This is a genomic window from Mediterraneibacter butyricigenes (assembly GCF_003574295.1).
Lineage (GTDB): Bacteria > Bacillota > Clostridia > Lachnospirales > Lachnospiraceae > Mediterraneibacter_A > Mediterraneibacter_A butyricigenes.
On record NZ_BHGK01000001.1, the window covers coordinates 1534575 to 1552338 of the forward strand.

General features: G+C 37.1%; 19 protein-coding genes and 1 tRNA gene. 10 read left to right on the forward strand and 10 right to left on the reverse strand.

Annotated elements, in window-relative coordinates:
- The first annotated feature begins 23 nt into the window (after window positions 1–23).
- The 4 genes from jag (at window position 24) to rsmG (ending at window position 5208) form a co-directional block, all read left to right on the forward strand.
- Window positions 24–851, forward strand: a complete 828-nt coding sequence (jag, locus tag KGMB01110_RS07565; protein WP_117602901.1) for an RNA-binding cell elongation regulator Jag/EloR — start codon at window positions 24–26, stop codon at window positions 849–851.
- Window positions 852–1062: 211 nt separating this feature from the next.
- Window positions 1063–2448 carry a tRNA uridine-5-carboxymethylaminomethyl(34) synthesis GTPase MnmE gene (mnmE, locus tag KGMB01110_RS07570; RefSeq protein ID WP_119297947.1) on the forward strand — a complete coding sequence of 462 codons (1386 nt, stop codon included), beginning with the start codon at window positions 1063–1065 and terminating at the stop codon, window positions 2446–2448.
- A complete protein-coding gene (mnmG, locus tag KGMB01110_RS07575) occupies window positions 2414–4390 on the forward strand; it encodes a tRNA uridine-5-carboxymethylaminomethyl(34) synthesis enzyme MnmG (protein ID WP_117889703.1) in 1977 nt (658 codons plus the stop codon). Before mnmE ends, mnmG begins: the two co-directional genes overlap by 35 nt.
- 104 nt (window positions 4391–4494) lie before the next feature.
- The gene (gene rsmG, locus KGMB01110_RS07580) at window positions 4495–5208 is read left to right on the forward strand and encodes a 16S rRNA (guanine(527)-N(7))-methyltransferase RsmG (protein WP_119297948.1); all 714 of its coding nucleotides are present in this window, start codon (window positions 4495–4497) and stop codon (window positions 5206–5208) included.
- Between the two features lie 107 nt (window positions 5209–5315).
- Here rsmG and KGMB01110_RS07585 read toward each other — a convergent pair whose 3' ends face one another.
- Window positions 5316–6287 carry an alpha/beta fold hydrolase gene (locus tag KGMB01110_RS07585; RefSeq protein WP_117602905.1) on the reverse strand — a complete coding sequence of 324 codons (972 nt, stop codon included), beginning with the start codon at window positions 6285–6287 and terminating at the stop codon, window positions 5316–5318.
- 989 nt (window positions 6288–7276) lie between these two features.
- On the opposite strand from KGMB01110_RS07585, the gene KGMB01110_RS07590 reads away from it, so the two are divergent.
- From KGMB01110_RS07590 to KGMB01110_RS07615, 6 genes are all read left to right on the forward strand, one after another.
- Entirely contained in the window at window positions 7277–8053 is a 777-nt protein-coding gene (locus KGMB01110_RS07590) for a ParA family protein (RefSeq protein ID WP_119297949.1), read from the forward strand.
- Entirely contained in the window at window positions 8044–8967 is a 924-nt protein-coding gene (locus tag KGMB01110_RS07595; RefSeq protein WP_119297950.1) for a ParB/RepB/Spo0J family partition protein, read from the forward strand. Before KGMB01110_RS07590 ends, KGMB01110_RS07595 begins: the two co-directional genes overlap by 10 nt.
- A gap of 21 nt (window positions 8968–8988) precedes the next feature.
- Window positions 8989–9546, forward strand: a complete 558-nt coding sequence (locus KGMB01110_RS07600; RefSeq protein ID WP_117602908.1) for a DUF4446 family protein — start codon at window positions 8989–8991, stop codon at window positions 9544–9546.
- 110 nt (window positions 9547–9656) lie between these two features.
- Window positions 9657–10943, forward strand: coding sequence for a serine--tRNA ligase (gene serS / locus KGMB01110_RS07605; RefSeq protein WP_117889711.1), 1287 nt, complete (start codon window positions 9657–9659; stop codon window positions 10941–10943).
- A gap of 11 nt (window positions 10944–10954) precedes the next feature.
- Window positions 10955–11830, forward strand: a complete 876-nt coding sequence (locus tag KGMB01110_RS07610) for a DUF3881 family protein (protein ID WP_119297951.1) — start codon at window positions 10955–10957, stop codon at window positions 11828–11830.
- Window positions 11831–12049: 219 nt separating this feature from the next.
- Window positions 12050–12126: transfer RNA gene (locus tag KGMB01110_RS07615), tRNA-Arg, on the forward strand.
- A gap of 232 nt (window positions 12127–12358) precedes the next feature.
- Here the strand turns inward: KGMB01110_RS07615 and KGMB01110_RS07620 are convergent.
- From KGMB01110_RS07620 to KGMB01110_RS07670, 9 genes are all read right to left on the reverse strand, one after another.
- The gene (locus KGMB01110_RS07620) at window positions 12359–13825 is read right to left on the reverse strand and encodes a site-specific integrase (RefSeq protein WP_119297952.1); all 1467 of its coding nucleotides are present in this window, start codon (window positions 13823–13825) and stop codon (window positions 12359–12361) included.
- 21 nt (window positions 13826–13846) lie between these two features.
- Window positions 13847–14047 carry a helix-turn-helix domain-containing protein gene (locus tag KGMB01110_RS07625; protein WP_226814520.1) on the reverse strand — a complete coding sequence of 67 codons (201 nt, stop codon included), beginning with the start codon at window positions 14045–14047 and terminating at the stop codon, window positions 13847–13849.
- Window positions 14048–14550: 503 nt separating this feature from the next.
- Window positions 14551–14739, reverse strand: a complete 189-nt coding sequence (locus tag KGMB01110_RS07640; protein ID WP_005334926.1) for a helix-turn-helix domain-containing protein — start codon at window positions 14737–14739, stop codon at window positions 14551–14553.
- A 57-nt stretch (window positions 14740–14796) separates the two neighbouring features.
- Window positions 14797–15216 carry a sigma factor-like helix-turn-helix DNA-binding protein gene (locus KGMB01110_RS07645; protein ID WP_005334925.1) on the reverse strand — a complete coding sequence of 140 codons (420 nt, stop codon included), beginning with the start codon at window positions 15214–15216 and terminating at the stop codon, window positions 14797–14799.
- 239 nt (window positions 15217–15455) lie between these two features.
- A complete protein-coding gene (locus tag KGMB01110_RS07650) occupies window positions 15456–15680 on the reverse strand; it encodes a sporulation initiation factor Spo0A C-terminal domain-containing protein (protein ID WP_005334915.1) in 225 nt (74 codons plus the stop codon).
- 25 nt (window positions 15681–15705) lie between these two features.
- Window positions 15706–16113, reverse strand: coding sequence for a hypothetical protein (locus KGMB01110_RS07655; RefSeq protein ID WP_055200598.1), 408 nt, complete (start codon window positions 16111–16113; stop codon window positions 15706–15708).
- Between the two features lie 53 nt (window positions 16114–16166).
- On the reverse strand, window positions 16167–16682 hold the full coding sequence (locus KGMB01110_RS07660; RefSeq protein ID WP_118319782.1) for a hypothetical protein: 516 nt from the start codon (window positions 16680–16682) through the stop codon (window positions 16167–16169).
- Window positions 16683–16699: 17 nt separating this feature from the next.
- Complete coding sequence (locus tag KGMB01110_RS07665) at window positions 16700–17071, reverse strand: hypothetical protein (protein WP_119297953.1); 372 nt, start codon at window positions 17069–17071, stop codon at window positions 16700–16702.
- A 37-nt stretch (window positions 17072–17108) separates the two neighbouring features.
- Window positions 17109–17711, reverse strand: coding sequence for a hypothetical protein (locus tag KGMB01110_RS07670; protein WP_119297954.1), 603 nt, complete (start codon window positions 17709–17711; stop codon window positions 17109–17111).
- Window positions 17712–17764: the final 53 nt, after the last annotated feature.

Consider the following 17764-nt stretch of genomic DNA (forward strand, 5'->3'; position numbering starts at 1 on the left):
TTTAAAGGAAGGATGGGGCCAATATGAACAACAGCATCAGAGTATCAGCTAAGACAGTGGATGATGCAATTACAGAGGCTTTGATTCAGTTAGGTGTTACCAGTGATCAGCTCGAATACGAAGTCATCGAAAAGGGCAGAGAGGGATTCCTTGGAATCGGTATGAAACAGGCAGTGATCGAGGCGAGAAGAAAAACGGTCAAAGAAGAGCCTGTAGAAGAAGTGGTAGAAGAGATTGTCAAAGAAGTAAGCCCTGCCGCTGTAAAAGAAGAAATTAAAAAAGAAAAGAAAGATAAGAGAGACAGAGACCAGAAATCAGAAGACAGACCTGTGAAAAAAGAAAAACAGGACAGACAGGAACGTCCGAAGAAAGAATCCGAACTTGCAAAAGTAGAGGATTCCACGATTGAAGTGGTAAAACAGTTCTTAAAAGATACACTGGCTGCTATGGATATGACCGTAGAGATCACAGCAGGTGTAGATGAAGAAGGAGCCCTGAGTGTCAACATGGAGGGTGAAAATATGGGTATCCTGATCGGTAAGAGAGGACAGACTCTGGATTCTCTCCAGTATCTTGCAAACAGAGTTGCAAACAAGAATCAGGATGGATATGTCAGGGTAAAACTTGATACGGAAAATTACCGTGCAAGAAGAAAAGATACTCTGGAACATCTGGCAAAGAACATTGCTTATAAAGTAAAGAAGACCAGACGACCGGTTTCTCTGGAGCCGATGAATCCTTATGAAAGAAGAATCATCCACGCAGCACTTCAGTCCGATCCAAGAGTTACCACTCACAGTGAGGGAGAAGAGCCGTACAGAAAAGTTGTTGTGACTCTGAACCGCCAGTAATCCGAAGAGCCAGAGATTCTATTCTATAATCCATCAGAATCTGACAGATAAATCGCTGGAGATGAATCAGGAGGATCGGTAATAAATCAGAAAACAGAATTCGGAATAACAGATAGCCATCATTTCACAAAGAGGAGATGATGGCTATTCCTTTACATTTTTCCGGGTTTCTACTATAATATTGTGGATGATGTTCCGGGAGGAAATGAAAATGGAAAAGGATACAATTGCAGCGATTTCAACAGGAATGACGAATTCGGGAATTGGGATCGTAAGGATCAGTGGTCCGGAGGCAATCGAGATTGCAGATCGAATTTATAAAGGAAAAGAATCATTAAAAAATGCAGACAGCCATACAATCCGTTATGGGTTCATAAAGGATCGGGAAGAGACGGTGGATGAAGTTCTGGTGATGCTAATGAAAGCCCCCAGAACGTACACAGGCGAGGATACAGTGGAGATCAACTGTCATGGTGGAACTTACGTGGTAAGAAGAATTCTGGAGACAGTGATCAAGTATGGAGCCAGACCGGCAGAACCCGGTGAGTTTACCAAGAGAGCATTTTTGAACGGAAAGATGGATCTGTCCCAGGCAGAAGCAGTGATTGACGTGATCCACTCGGAAAATGAATATGCATTAAAGAGTTCTATCGGACAGTTAAAAGGTAGCGTTCGAGAGGAAATATCAGACATAAGAAATAAAATTCTTTACCATACGGCGTTTATTGAGACTGCATTGGATGATCCGGAACATATCAGTGTAGACGGATATGGAGAGACTTTAGAAAAAGTCGTGGATGAATTAATCGAAAGACTAAAGAAATTAATTCGTTCCTCAGACAACGGAAAAATACTGACAGAAGGCATTAATACGGTTATTTTAGGAAAGCCGAATGCAGGAAAATCTTCCCTGTTAAATCTTCTTTCCGGACATGAAAAAGCCATTGTTACGGAGATAGAAGGAACGACCAGGGATGTACTGGAAGAAAAGATACTGTTCGGAGGACTGTGCCTGAATATGATGGATACGGCAGGAATCCGGGATACAGAAGATAAGGTGGAGCAGATTGGAGTCAACCGGGCGAAAGAATGTGCGAGGGATGCGGATCTAATCCTTTATGTGGCAGACAGTTCCAGAGAGCTGGATGAAAGCGACCGGATGATTTTTGATTATATTTCTGCAGGAAAAACCATCATTTTAATGAATAAAACCGATTTAAATGAAGTGATTACGAAGGAAATCCTGCAAAAAGAACTGGAAAGACATGGAATTTCGGAGGTTCCGATTCTGGAGATTTCGGTGAAAGATCATAAGGGAATGGAAGAACTGGAAGAAAGAATTTCAGAGATGTTCTTAAAAGGGGACATTTCATTTAACGATGAAATATATATTACAAACCTGAGACAGAAAGATGCACTGATCCGCGGATGTGAAAGTCTGGAAAAGGTATTGGAAAGTATTCACATGCAGATGCCGGAGGATTTCTTTACCATAGATCTGATGGATGCATATGAGGCGTTGGGAAGTATTACAGGTGATTCGATAGGAGAAGATTTAGTAAATGAAATATTCAGCAAATTCTGTATGGGAAAATAAAGATGAGTATGATGTGGCTGTGATCGGTGGCGGTCATGCCGGATGTGAGGCGGCACTTGCCTGTGCCAGACTTGGATTTAAGACGGTCATGTTTACGGTCAGCGTAGACAGTATTGCGCTGATGCCATGTAATCCGAATATCGGAGGTAGCTCCAAAGGGCATCTGGTCAGAGAACTGGATGCTTTGGGCGGAGAGATGGGAAAAGTGATCGACCAGACGTTTATCCAGTCTAAGATGCTGAATCAGTCAAAGGGTCCGGCAGTTCATTCACTGCGTGCCCAGGCTGACAAGGCAGAGTATGGACGAGCCATGAGAAAGGTACTGGAAGAGCAGGAAAATCTGGATATCCGCCAGATGGAAGTCACAGAGATCCTGACGGAAGAAGTGGAAAAGATAGAAAAATCTGGTGTCAGCAGTTCTGAAAAATTTGAGAGTGGAGAAAATGTATCTGAAACAAGAAAAAAGCTTCGCAGGATTACAGGGGTTCAGACCTATTCCGGTGCAATTTATCGTTGTAAATGCGTGGTTTTGTGTACAGGAACTTATCTCCGCGCCCGATGTATTTACGGAGAAGTCAGCACCAATACTGGTCCGAACGGATTGCAGCCGGCAAACTATCTGACGGATTCCCTGAAAAGTCTTGGAATACGGATGTATCGTTTTAAGACGGGAACGCCGGCCAGAATTGATAAAAAATCCATTGATTTCAGTAAGATGGAAGAACAGTTCGGAGATGAAAGAATCGTTCCGTTTTCCTTTACAACGGATCCGGATTCTATCCAAAAAGACCAGGCATCCTGCTGGCTGACATATACAAATGAGACAACCCATGAGATTATTCGAAATAATCTGGATCGTTCTCCGTTGTATTCCGGAATGATCGAAGGAACAGGGCCAAGATATTGTCCGTCTATCGAAGATAAAGTGGTAAAATTTGCGGATAAGAAGAGACATCAGGTCTTTATTGAACCGGAAGGACTGCATACTAATGAAATGTATGTGGGAGGAATGTCCAGCTCCCTTCCGGAAGATGTACAGTATGCAATGTATCGAAGCGTTCCGGGGCTAGAGCATGCAAAAATTGTTCGAAATGCATATGCAATTGAATATGACTGTATTGATGCCAGACAGTTGAAGAGTACACTGGAATTTAAAAATATCAGCGGTTTGTTCAGCGGAGGACAGTTCAACGGAAGTTCCGGATATGAGGAAGCAGCAGCGCAGGGACTGATTGCCGGAATCAATGCGGCAAGAAAACTGCAGAAGAAAGAAGGAATCGTACTGGATCGTTCTCAGGCGTATATTGGCGTTCTGATCGATGATCTGGTAACAAAAGAAAGTCATGAACCTTATCGGATGATGACGTCCAGAGCAGAATACAGACTGCTGTTAAGACAGGATAATGCAGACCAGAGACTGACACCGATCGGTCATGAAATCGGCCTGATTTCTGAGGAAAGATATCAAAATCTGTTAAAAAAACAGGAATTGATTAAAAATGAAATAGACAGAATACAACATGTAAATATCGGAACTTCTCAGAAAATTCAGAATTTTCTTAAAAAAAACAACAGTACACCTCTGACATCCGGAATTAAACTGGTTGAGCTTGCGAGACGTCCGGAGTTGTCCTATAAGATATTGGAAGAAATCGATGAAGGACGTCCAGAATTGCCGGAAGATGTGATTGAGCAGGTGGATATCCATGTGAAGTATGAAGGATATATCAAGCGTCAGGAACGTCAGGTTGAGCAGTTTAAGAAGATGGAAGAAAAGAAGATTCCGGCTGATATAAATTACGCAGAGATTCCAAGTCTGCGAATCGAGGCAAAACAGAAGCTGGAAGAATTGAGACCGGATTCTATCGGACAGGCATCCAGAATCTCAGGGGTATCACCGGCGGATATTTCAGTTCTTTTAGTTTACTTAAAGGCAAACTAGTAAATATCAAAGATAATGTATAGCTATAGCGGAGCTTGTTAACAGAAGAGTTAAGTGAAAGCAGAAAGAAAAGTAGAAAGTAAATTGGAAAAAAGGATGGTAGGATGAAGTTTGATCGTCAGTTAAAAGAAATCGGAATAGAGCTTACAGAACTGAAGAAGGGACAGTTCCAGCAGTATTATGATTTGCTGATTGAATGGAATAAGGTAATGAATCTGACTGGGATTACAGAATATGAAGAAGTAAATGAAAAACATTTTCTGGACAGTCTGGCATTGGTGAAAGCATTTGATCCGGAAAAAGCAACAAGATTGATTGATGTGGGAACCGGTGCGGGATTCCCTGGAATTCCTTTAAAAATTGTATTTCCGGAATTAGAAGTTGTATTACTGGATTCTTTGAATAAAAGAGTGAAATTTTTACAGGAAGTAATATCCACACTTGGGTTGACAAAAATAGAAGTTATCCACGGAAGAGCGGAAGATTATGCAAAAAATGTGGATTATCGGGAAAAATTTGATTTATGTGTGTCAAGAGCAGTAGCAAATCTGTCTACATTGAGTGAATATTGTCTGCCATATGTAAGAGTGAATGGTTTCTTTATTTCTTATAAGTCAGGAGAAATAGAAGAAGAGTTAAAAGAAAGTGAGTATGCCATTCAGACGTTGGGTGGCGAGTTGGAAGATGTGGTCAAATTTCAGCTTCCAGAAACAGAAATTCATCGTTCGTTTGTGAAAATCAGAAAGAAAAGAAATACGGCGAAGAAATATCCAAGGAAAGCAGGACTTCCTTCTAAAGAACCGATAAAGCGGGGATAGGTAAAAAACGTTGGATTTTTTTGAGTTTCTTGTAGAATCATATTAAATAGTGGAATGAAAGTGGAGTTAAAAAGGAGTTCCGAAAAGAATCGGAACTCCTTTTTCTTTTATTTATCCAGAAGTTCTTCTATTACGGAAGTGACAGCCTGTGGATTCTCAAGTTGCGGCAAATGTTTGGTATCTGGAATTCCCTTGATATTGATTGAATTCAACTTATTCTGATATGCCTCAGCAGTTGTAATGTTTTCGGGATTACTGTCTCCAACCAAAATGGTAACCTGACCGTTATAATTCTGTTCAAGCTGTTGCAGTCCAAAGAGTAGGTTTACATTCATATAACCTGAAATGATACTGGAAAACAAGTATTTTGATTTATTTTGATCTAAATGAGCTGCTTCGTAATAAGTATCAATTTCTCGTTCAGTTAATTTACTTCCGGATTCATAATATTTATTCTTGAAAGAAGAAGTAATATTCTTTCTGCTCGCCGCAAGATTATAAATAAATGTACCGAAAATTGGTGTACAGATCAATTTCTTTAAGTATTTGGAGTATTTAGCCTGTGATTTTGATAATCTTAGGATACTTGCAGGGTTAACAAGAATTAAATCTCCAAAATTTTCGGAAGATTTCAGAGATGAGGCCATGAGTGCAAATGCGCTGCTTTCTCCGGTTACAATGAGATCTGTTTTTTCTCCAATTACATGATTAATAAAATCTGTCAGCAGTTTTACATAAATGTAGTTTGTATATGTCATTTGAGGTTTATCTGATCGTCCACATCCGAGCAAGTCGATGGTGTAGACAGTATGTGTTTCAGATAAAGCATCCTGTACTTTCGCCCATTCATATGAAGAACTTCCAAGATTAAAATCATGAATAAGCAATACAGGACTGCCGGAACCTTCTTTTTTATAATAGATTTTTCCAAAAACTGAATCATAATAAGTGTTGTTTTCCTTTTTGAATATCTGGTTTAATAATGCAGACTGAGCAATATATTTGTTGAACAGATGAATTGCCAGAGTTGTAGCACCGGCAAACAATAAAGTGGATTTTAATTTGTTTTTAGAGGACATATTGTTCTCACTTCCTTTTATAACTAGATTTGTTATCATTATACTACATTTGAAGAATCAATAAAAGAAAGAATCTTTGAAAATTGTTTTAAGAATAAGAATAGTTCTAAAGATGATTTTTTATAAAAATGGAAGAAGAGCATCAACAAGTGATACAAATGAAGATAATTATAGCAATATGTAATGTAGATGATGACATTAATATGCAACGTAATTAAGATGAAATAATATTATGACATAATGTTTCACGTGAAACATAAAAAAGAGAAATTTACAATGTGATTTTTTTGAAAAATTATGAAAATGCAAGAAAATCTGGAGAGATGGATACTTAGAATCGAAAATGGCAGGTTTCAGACATCAAAGTGAAAATAAATACGCATGTTTCACGTGAAACATCAGAAAGATAGTAACAGATCTCAGAAACTATAATATAGAGATGGAATATAGAACGGAAAATTGAATATTTGACAATCTATAATATCATATTGAAAACAAATCGTATTGCAAATGAAAGCAGGTATGAATATAAAAGCGGAGATAAGCGTGAATGTAAGTGAAAATGCAAAGTGAGAAAAAGGAATATTCCATTTTAAATTATAAAGCTTAAATAAAAAATATTTCAAGTGAAATATAGGAGAAGAGATTGAAAATGTTTCTTGATAGATGAAGTGAGTTTATATATACTCTGAAATTGATAAATATAGATTTATAAAATTGAAGATTAAATGTAACACGTGTTTCACGTGAAACATTAAAAACGTAGAGAAAAATATAAAAAGTAAACTTTCAATTAAAAAATGAGGGTATATCCACGACGAAATAAAAAAGCTTTAGAAAATTGAAATATAAAAAATGATGGAAAGTAATGAAATATAAAAATTAAAACATCAAAAAATTATAAATAAACGTAAATAAATGGATGTTTCACGTGAAACATGAAAAAGAGTATGTTATAATAGAAAAGCAATTGGAAAGGAGTATAAATAATGGGAAGAGTAATTGCAATAGCCAATCAAAAGGGTGGAGTGGGAAAGACAACAACTGCAATTAATTTATCAGCAGCTTTGGCAAGTGCAGGACAGAAGGTGCTTGCAGTTGATATGGATCCACAGGGAAATATGACCAGTGGACTCGGTGTTGATAAAACAAATGCAGAAAATAATATTTATACCCTGATTGTGGGAGAAAGTGATATAGAAGAGTGCATTTGTAAGGATGCAATTGAAAATCTGGATGTAGTTCCATCCAATATAGACCTTTCCGCTGCAGAAATTGAACTGATCGGTGTGGATAATAAAGAATTTATCGTAAAAAACGCAATGGAAAAGGTAAAGGACAGATATGATTACGTGATCATCGATTGTCCTCCGGCGTTGAGCATGTTGACGATTAATGCGATGACAACGGCGGATACTGTTCTTGTGCCGATTCAATGTGAATATTACGCATTAGAAGGATTGAGTCAGTTAATACATACAATCGAACTGGTGCAGGATCGTTTGAACCCAAAACTGGAGATAGAAGGCGTCGTGTTTACCATGTATGATGCCAGAACGAATTTGTCATTGCAAGTAGTAGAAAATGTAAAGGATAATCTTCAGCAGACAATTTATAAAACGATTATTCCGAGAAATATTCGTCTTGCGGAAGCACCGAGTTACGGAATGCCAATCAATCTATATGATCCAAAATCGGCAGGTGCGGAGAGTTACAAACTATTAGCAGAGGAAGTTATGCATAGGGGAGAGGAAGAATGGCAGTAAAGAGAAGCGGATTAGGAAAAGGTCTGGATAGTCTGATTCCAGATAAAGCTGTCAATAAATCAGCTACAACGGGGAAAAAAGAAGAAAAATCAGAAAAAAATGTGAATGAATCCGGCGAACAGTTGGTTCCAATTAATCAGGTAGAGCCAAACAGGGAGCAACCAAGAAAAGAATTTGATGAAGATGCATTGCTGGAACTGGCGGATTCTATTAAGCAGTACGGAATATTACAGCCTTTGATCGTACAAAAGCGAAAAGATTATTATGAAATTATTGCCGGAGAAAGAAGATGGAGAGCAGCGAAGAAAGCAGGTCTGAAAGAAGTTCCGGTCATCATAAGAGAATATACGGATCAGCAAGTCGTTGAGATTTCTTTGATTGAGAATATCCAGCGTGAAAATTTGAATCCGATTGAAGAAGCTATGGCATTTAAGAAACTGTTGGAAGAATTTAATCTGAAACAGGATGAAGTGGCGGAAAGAGTTTCCAAGAGCCGTACAGCAGTTACAAACTCCATGAGATTGCTGAAATTAAGTGAAAAAGTTCAGCAAATGATCGTGGATGAAATGATTACTACGGGGCATGCGAGAGCATTGCTGGCGTTGGATGATGAAGAACAGCAGTACATACTGGCAAATAAGATTTTTGATGAAAAGCTGAGTGTACGTGAAACGGAAAAACTTGTAAAAGCTTTAAAAAATCCAAAAAAGGAAGATACTACGAAGGAAGTCGAAGATAAAAACAGCTTCATTTATGCTGATATCGAAGATAAAATGAAATCAGTGATCGGAACAAAGGTCAATATTCATCAGAAAAAATCAGGAAAAGGTAAGATAGAAATAGAATATTATTCACAGGATGAGCTCGAACGTATATTCGAACTTATAATGTCTGCAAAAGAACAGAATTCATAATCGGGCAGAAAGGAAAAAAGAATGGGAAACACAACCATGATATTGATCATACTGCTCTTTCTGTTGCAAGTAGTACTTTTATTCCTGCTTGTAAGAGTGAATATGAAGTATGATCGTTTAAAAAGCAGTTATTCTTCGTTTATGAGAGGAAAAGATGGTAAAACTCTGGAAGAGAGCATTTTGATGCGGTTTGAAGATATTGAAGCGTTAAAAAATGTGGCAAAACAGAACAGACAGGATATTAAACAGTTAAATAAAGTTCTGGCGGATAACTTCCAAAAAATTGGAATTGTAAAATATGATGCATTTCATGAGATGGGTGGTAATTTGAGTTTTGCGTTGACAATGCTTGACGGAAACAATAATGGATGGATCATTAATGCAATGCACAGCCGAGAGGGATGCTACACTTATATTAAAGAAATTGTCAACGGAGAAAGTTATATTGAGTTGGCAGAAGAAGAAGCAGAGTCTCTGGATCGGGCAATTTACCAGGAAGCCTACGGACTTGAGGTAGAGGAACCGGTAAAAAAGGAATCCAAAGGTAAGAGGGAAAATAAAAAGGGAAAAGAAAACTGATCCTGAGTTACGTAAAAGAACTCATAAAATAAATTATAAAGATTACAAAGCCAGTAACAAAAAATGAAATTGTAAAAAAATAACAAAAGGAAAAAGAGAGGAAGAATGACATGTTAGACATTAAGTTTGTTAGATCAAATCCGGAGATTGTAAAACAGAATATCCGAAATAAGTTTCAGGATGAGAAACTTCCGTTGGTAGACGAAGTTCTTGAACTGGATGTGAGAAATCGTGAAATTAAGCAGGAAGTGGAAGCACTTCGTGCAGAGAAGAATAAGAAATCCAAAGAAATCGGTGCTTGTATGGCACAGGGGAAAAGAGAAGAGGCAGAGGAGATTAAAAAGATCGTAGCTGCCAGCGGGGATAAGATTGAACAGTTATCCACAGAAGAAAAAGAAGTGGAAGCAAGAATCAAAAAGATCATGATGACAATTCCGAATATCATTGATCCGTCTGTTCCGATCGGAAAAGATGACAGTGAAAATGTGGAAGTTGAGCGTTTTGGTGAGCCGGTTGTTCCGGAGTTTGAGATTCCGTATCATACCGAAATTATGGAAAGATTCAATGGAATTGATCTGGACAGCGCAAGAAGAGTTGCTGGAAATGGATTTTATTATCTGATGGGTGATATTGCAAGACTTCATTCTGCAGTGATCGCTTATGCAAGAGACTTTATGATCAATCGAGGATTTACCTACTGTGTACCGCCATTCATGATCAGAAGTGATGTAGTGACAGGCGTTATGAGTTTCGCAGAAATGGATGCCATGATGTATAAGATCGAAGGTGAGGATCTGTATCTGATCGGAACCAGCGAACATTCGATGATCGGTAAATTTATTGATACAATGCTGGAAGAAGAACAGCTTCCGCAGACACTGACCAGTTATTCTCCGTGTTTCCGAAAAGAAAAAGGAGCACATGGTATCGAAGAACGTGGTGTGTACAGAATCCATCAGTTTGAAAAACAGGAAATGATCGTGGTATGCAAACCGGAAGAAAGCAAGGACTGGTATGATAAACTGTGGAAGAATACCGTGGATCTGTTCCGTAGCATGGATATTCCGGTACGTACACTGGAATGCTGTTCCGGTGACCTGGCTGATCTGAAAGTGAAATCTGTGGATGTAGAGGCATGGTCTCCAAGACAGAAGAAATACTTTGAAGTAGGAAGCTGCTCCAATCTTGGAGATGCACAGGCAAGAAGACTTGGAATCCGCGTAAGAGGAAAAGATGGAAAATATTTTGCACATACACTGAACAACACTGTTGTAGCACCGCCGAGAATGTTGATCGCATTTTTGGAGAACAATCTTCAGGAAGACGGAAGTGTAAAGATTCCGGAAGCTTTAAGACCATATATGGGTGGAAATAGTGTCATTGTTCCGAAAAACTAAAAGGAAGGCATATGCATCAATATTTAAAATCAATCGGGTTTGAAGAAATTCAGACCCGAAAAGAATTAAAAGAATTACTGGCAGAAACAAAAAATACATTTACAGATCAAATGATCATTTCTTACCAGGGAGAATCGGATTTCTGCGAATACCGGAAAGAATACGGTGACAGAATCGGAATGATTCTCTGTGGGGAAATGGATGAAGAAGAATCCTTCGAGACGGAATATTATGTTCCGTACATGGAAGGAGAAGGCGTTACCACTTATGCGGATGTGACCATTGAACATCGAATGGATAAAGAAGCATATGTAGGAATCTGCGAAGATGAGAAGGTAGGAATCAGCCTGATTTTTCATATACAAAACGGAGTAGAGTATATGAAAGAGGCAAGGCTTCGCACCTCTTTTGCACAGGAAGTGACGGTTACATTTTCCGCGCTGGCAAACGAGGGAAGGATTCTGTTTCCGGTCAAAAAAATCGAAAGAGCTGCAGAAAACAAGGTGGAAGAGCAAAACAACAGAAAACGTCTGTTAAATGCAGCAAGAAACGGAGATCAGTCCGCAATCGAAACACTGACTTTAGATGACATTGATACTTATTCGAAAGTATCCAGAAGACTGGTAACAGAAGATGTACTGAGTATCGTAGATACGTATATTATGCCTTACGGTGTAGAATGTGACCAATATGCGATATTGGGTGTGATTCTTGAACTGGAGAAAATGCAGAACTGGAAAACAGGAAAAGAATTGTACCGGATGCGATTGGATGTAAATGAATTGATTTTTGATCTTTGTGTACCGGTAGATCAGTTGCTGGGAGAACCGGAAGTGGGGAGACGGTTTAAAGGAAATATCTGGCTTCAGGGCAGATTGAATTTTTAGAATCGAATTTTTAGAATTGAATTTTCAGGAAGAATTTTAGATTGCAAATTCTAAAAGCCAGTGATACAATGACTAAGGGTTTCTGATAAAGCAAACCTTTCTTGAGTTCCCTTAGTTAAATGGATATAACAAGCGCCTCCTAAGGGTCAGGTGGAGCAATCCCCTTTTGGAAGCGATTTATGAAATAAATTTGAAAATTGCTCCATTACAATTAAATAAGTCTCAGTACCTCAGTAGGATAGAGGGTTCGCCTCCTAAGCGAAACGTCGCAGGTTCGATTCCTGTCTGGGACGCCAGCAAACAACGCTGAAAGCCTTGATTTATCGAGGTTTTCAGCTTCTTTTGTTTTTTGGCTTATAACCTGCCGGATAAGAACATATTTAATTTATATTTTGCAATTTCTTTTGATTTTCAGAATTTGTAATTCGATATTTTTGTGACTGTTTGAGTAGAAGAGTTTGCTAACACTTTTTTTATTTTGAAAAAATATCAGCAGATTTTTGAAGATTTGCTAACACTTTTGAAAAATTACTTTGAAGCTGATTGTTTCAAAAGCATTTCTTTCATCTCCGGCGTAAGTGATTTTAAAAGCTGTAAAAGCTCCATATCACTGTCTGATAAGCCGTTGTTTTCTGGCTGAACTTCCTCATTTTGTGGTTGCATTTCTGAATCATGGTTTAGAGTGGAATAAAATTGTTCGTCCATCTTTTGAGCATTGTAACGTCTATCTTCGTCTATGATTTCTGAATAAACGTCTGTAACCATTTCTGCTTCTGCATGACCTGTATCGCCTTGTACTGATTTTACATCGCCGTTGGTCATTTTCAATTTGTATCCTGTGGATAAATGACGTAGACTGTGGAAAACAACTTTTTCATAGCCATTTTGTTCGCATAACTTTTGAAATCTGTCTCTCACAATTCTGCTTTCAACAGGATTCCCATTTTCCAAAGCTATAACAAGGTTGTAATTGTTATAAGCGTCTCCTAGAAATTCCTGTAATTCTTGTTGGTCTTTTTTATACTGCACCAATAATTCCGCTACTGTTTTTGGCAACCATACGGTACGATTACTTGTTTCTGTCTTTGGTGTCTTTAATACAAGCCTTGTTGTGCAATGTGGCTTTTGTGTCGGAAAAATCTTGATAATATCTTTTTCCTTTAATTTCTGTATAGCTTGTGCATTTACTCTGGAAAGCTCTTTGTTGATGATTACCCTTGCGTTATTCGTTGCAATGGATTGTTCATCAATAACTACATCTTCCCATGTAAGACCTGTAATTTCTCCAATACGCATTGAGCAGGAAAACGCCAAATGCATACAGATGGTTAATAAATCGTCGTCTGACTGCTGAATTGCTTCACGGAATGTATCTACACTCCATACTTTTCTTTTTACCTTAGGAACTTTAGGAAGCGTTGCTAATGAAGCAGGGTTACGCTTGTTGGTATCAATATATTCCCAACGGATTGCTTGATTTAATGCACAGCGTATAATGTCGTGTATTTTCTTGATATTGGCAGGTTGTACGCAACGTCCAGTAGCTTTTCTGTTAGCTCTGGGTACTTCTGGAACACTCAATAAATCGTTGTAGTAGGCAGATAATTTCTTTGTGGTAATCTCATTTAACTTCCAATCCCCGATAAGTGGATTGATGTAATTTTCGATAGTACCGACTTTGCTACTAAATGTACTAGGCGACCATTTTGACGTACCATAGAGATTGACAAATATTTTTAAAAAGTCACAAAGCGTAATATCTTCATCGGTACTATCAAGTTCTTTTTTCGATTCATCAATCTGGCGTGCAAACTGTTCCTCTAAGGGAACAATCACATAACCATATTTTTCTTGATAATACTCAACAAATGCTTTTCTCTGCTTTGCTTCTTTCTTTGTCTCTAACGTATCCCATTTCTGTTTACGTTCTCCTGCATTGTCTAAATACCAGTAAATAACGGAAAATGTTGATTTTCTTTTTTTGATTGAAGCCATAATATATTCTCTCCTTAACAGTTAATTTTGATTTAACCATTTATCGAAAGAATCTTTAGATACCCGTATGGCTCTACCAGCACGAACATAAGCGAACTGTCCACTTTTAACCAATGCGTAAGCCACTTTTTTACTCACACATAATTGTTCTGCAATTTCCTCTACTGTATATGTCTTTTTCTCCTTTTTAGGAGTTTCTGTATTTGATGTATCACTTATCACGAGTAATAATAACTCCTTTCCGTGTGATAACAGCAAAATACATACGTTTAACAAGGTCATTATAGCATATCAATAACTCTTGCGGATATGTTTTTTGCCGTTGCTAACACTTTTGCTAATACTTTTTATATGCAGACAAATGGCTTTGGCAAGCTCCACTGGTATCTCAACCATTCCCATTCCTGTGGGCTGAACCGTGTCATACGGGTGTATCATTATCCTGTGTTGCAGGTCATGGCAGAACGACTTTTCCAACGGTCGCTCCCAGATCATTGCATGAATCGCTATCTCCCGATTGGAAAAGTCACGGCGTACAATCTCTGATGGCTCACTGCAAGCACAAACGTATCTGTCTGCATTATTCAGTTGTCAAAGAACTATTAGGCTCTTGTCAGCCTGTATCAATCTGTTTTGTTAAATAGACTGATACAGAATGACAAGCTAAGAAGTAAGCGGAACAGGAAAGAGGGAAGTGCTTATATGAAGCGTTCCGCAGATATTACCTATTCAATTTTTATGTCAAATTCCAATATCATTTTCATAATGGCTTCTCTGATACGACCTTTTAACTCCATATCCACAGCGATATATACATTTCCGTATTCATCATATAATGGGCGAATACAGCTTTTTGATATATACGGGTCATAGAAATCTAAGATTTTATCAATGGAAATTTTGTCGCCGTCCATAGCCGATGAAATCACATAAAATGATGGCTTCTTATACGAACGTTTTTGTTTCAAATACTAATTTTCCTCCTCTAATGACTTTTTCATTTGTTTTAATGCATAGTGTCGGTTTTGAAATACACCACTTCGGGATATATTCTGCAATTTTGCAATTTCCGTATCACTCATATCCAAGAAATAGTACATAAGTACATTTTCACGGTAACGGTCAGATAATTGTTTAATGACTTTTGCCAGCTCATCGTCATATACATAAATGTCATGTCCACATATATTGAAAGTCGTGTAATCCGTTTTATATGTATCCCATATAGCAACTTTATCTATGATAATGTCGGGAAGCTCACAAAAGGGGATAGCTTCTGCTTGATTCTTTTTCAACTCTTTGTAGTAATCTTTTACAACTCCGAAAACAGTTTTTTTTAAACAACTATCAAAACGACACATTACAGTTTTCTGGAAGTCAGATGGTTTCACGTTCTCACCTCCTCCCTGTGCTGTTTTGTATCTATCCCTCTTTCCACTCCATATAAGAAAAAAACAGGGCAGTTGCTAAGTGATTTGAAAAAATAATCGCTATTTTAGATAAAATTTATATTTGCCCTCAATATATAAGCCGATGAGAAAGGTAAAAATTATTCAATTCGATAAAAAAAGACAAAAAAAGACCTGCACAGTTAATGTACAGGTTAAAGAAGTGATGATTTTTCATAAAATCAGTATTTAATTTTTGTTGCCATCGTATAAACGTATTCTTCTGGTGTAGGTCGTTTCTTTCCGAAATAACTTGAAAATTCAGCTTGCACATCTGGGTCATCGCTGTAATACATTTCATCAATGGTTGACTGAATACGTTCCTTTACTTCTGATACAGAAACACCCTGTTGATGTGCAATCGCTTTAAAAACTTGTTTTGTATCTCGTTTTTTGATACCCAACATTTAACCACAACCTTTCTGAAGAAATTTAATCCCAATCATACTCATCAATGATATTCTTGATTTCGCTGGAGACTGATTTGTCATTCTTTAGTGTTTTAACAACTTTTGCAAATTCATTACGGTTTGGATTTTTTATATCATTATAGCAACGGTGAAGCATTAAAATGTTATGTGAAGTTGGATTTTTTCTGACGGAATTGATTAACAATTCTTCATATCCCTTTTTATAGAACTTTTCTACAAAATGAACTAAATCACCGGGCATTCCAAAATTAACTGAGGGATTAGTGGATATAATTTCTAAAATTGGCTCTACAAATTCATAAGGATTTTGATATGAAAGCATAGCACTTAATATTTCATCATCAAGATAATACTCTTCATAAGGCTTTGCTGATTTTTTTAGTTCTTCAATTATTTGTTCTTTGGTCATTATACATTTTCCTTTCAAACTTTGGTTGTTCAGCTCTACAAGCTGGAAGTTGTCTAATTCTTCTTTTTCTGATTCGAAATACTTCTCTGTGTATTTTTGACATCTCTTACTAATAACTGAACGTTATCATAAGCTAAGCCAAATTTAAAAAGCTTTTCACCTTGTTTATTATAGAAAATCGTGACCTTATCCCAACTGCTGCTTACATTTCCATCTCCATAATCTTTATAAAACTCTTCAATTTTTTCATTAGAGAATGCAATGTCTGACAATTTATATTCTCTCTTTGTTAAGAAAAATGAATACACAACTTTGCCTTTGTATCTTTCACATTTTCTTGTTAAACCATGCAAAAAACAGAATAAAAATATAAGAAAAATAACTGTGATTCCAATATCAAAAATCATCGTATCTGTACCTGCACAAAGTGATATCACTCCAAAATACATCGTACACACCAAAAATAAGGCAAACATAACGATATAAAGAATTCTATATCTCTTCTTTAGCGATATTATGTATTTGGGTTTTTCCTCAGTCAATATATTAGATTCCTTTTTCATCTCCATCTATTTTTCTGTCCCCTTCAATAAAATATCTCATCCAAGTCGCGTATAGACACATCGCTTTTCCTATACCACTTTGCAAATTTTCGATATATCCTTGTCGGGGGAATTACCATACTTAGCATCATCCATACACACATCCAAAAAATTCCTATAGTTGCACCAAAAGCACAGTAAATAAACTCTTTAAAAATAATAAGAAGAACAACTGATGGCACTATAAATCCAGCTAATACACCGATTAATTGAAGCCAAAATGTAAATTTGTATGATCTTATAAATTTATTATAATTCTCCTCAAGTAATATTTCTTTTGCAAAATCCTTCATGTCCAAGTTCTGTCGTAGATTTTCTAATGAAGCATTCGCTTGGATTAAGTCTCTTTTCTGCATATTCCTAACTTCTCCTAATTTTTTCTGCCTATAAAAATTATCTTGTTACAGTAATTACAATAGAGATTAGAATTGCCACTATAATACTAATTATTGGCCAGTGATTTTTTAATATATTTTTTCCAGTGTAAACTCTTCCGACTTCCATATAACCACTGATGATACCTGTACTGTTCATGGCTGAAAGCATGTCATCTGTAACACCAGGAATTACTTTTGTTATGGAATTTATTCCATTTCTTCTCATGGCTGCTTCCTCGATGCCCAGCATAACTTGCAAAACCCATTCCTCAAATTCCGTTCTCTCTCTGTTGCAAAAATTTATGTATCTGGTCATTAGCCCGACCTGAATTCTTCCAATAAAAAACATGATAAATCCAACGACAAATGCTACAGCCGGAACGATAAATTGAAAAACTCTAGGAAGGTCGCAAAGTATAAGAACAAACAAAGGAATCGCTCCAAACAATAAATCTATCCCCCAAAATGACAAATAGAATCCTTTGCGAAGTTTTTTAGTCACTTCTTCCGGTGAGTAAATAATCGTGCTTTTATCAGCTTTGTTCACAGTGTGAACAATTAACCATGTTGGAATTCCGATAAGAACCGATACTATAAGTAGTGGAATTATTATATCCATACAACAATCTCCTCCTCAAATTTCAATTTTCTTGATTCTGTAAACTGGAAGTT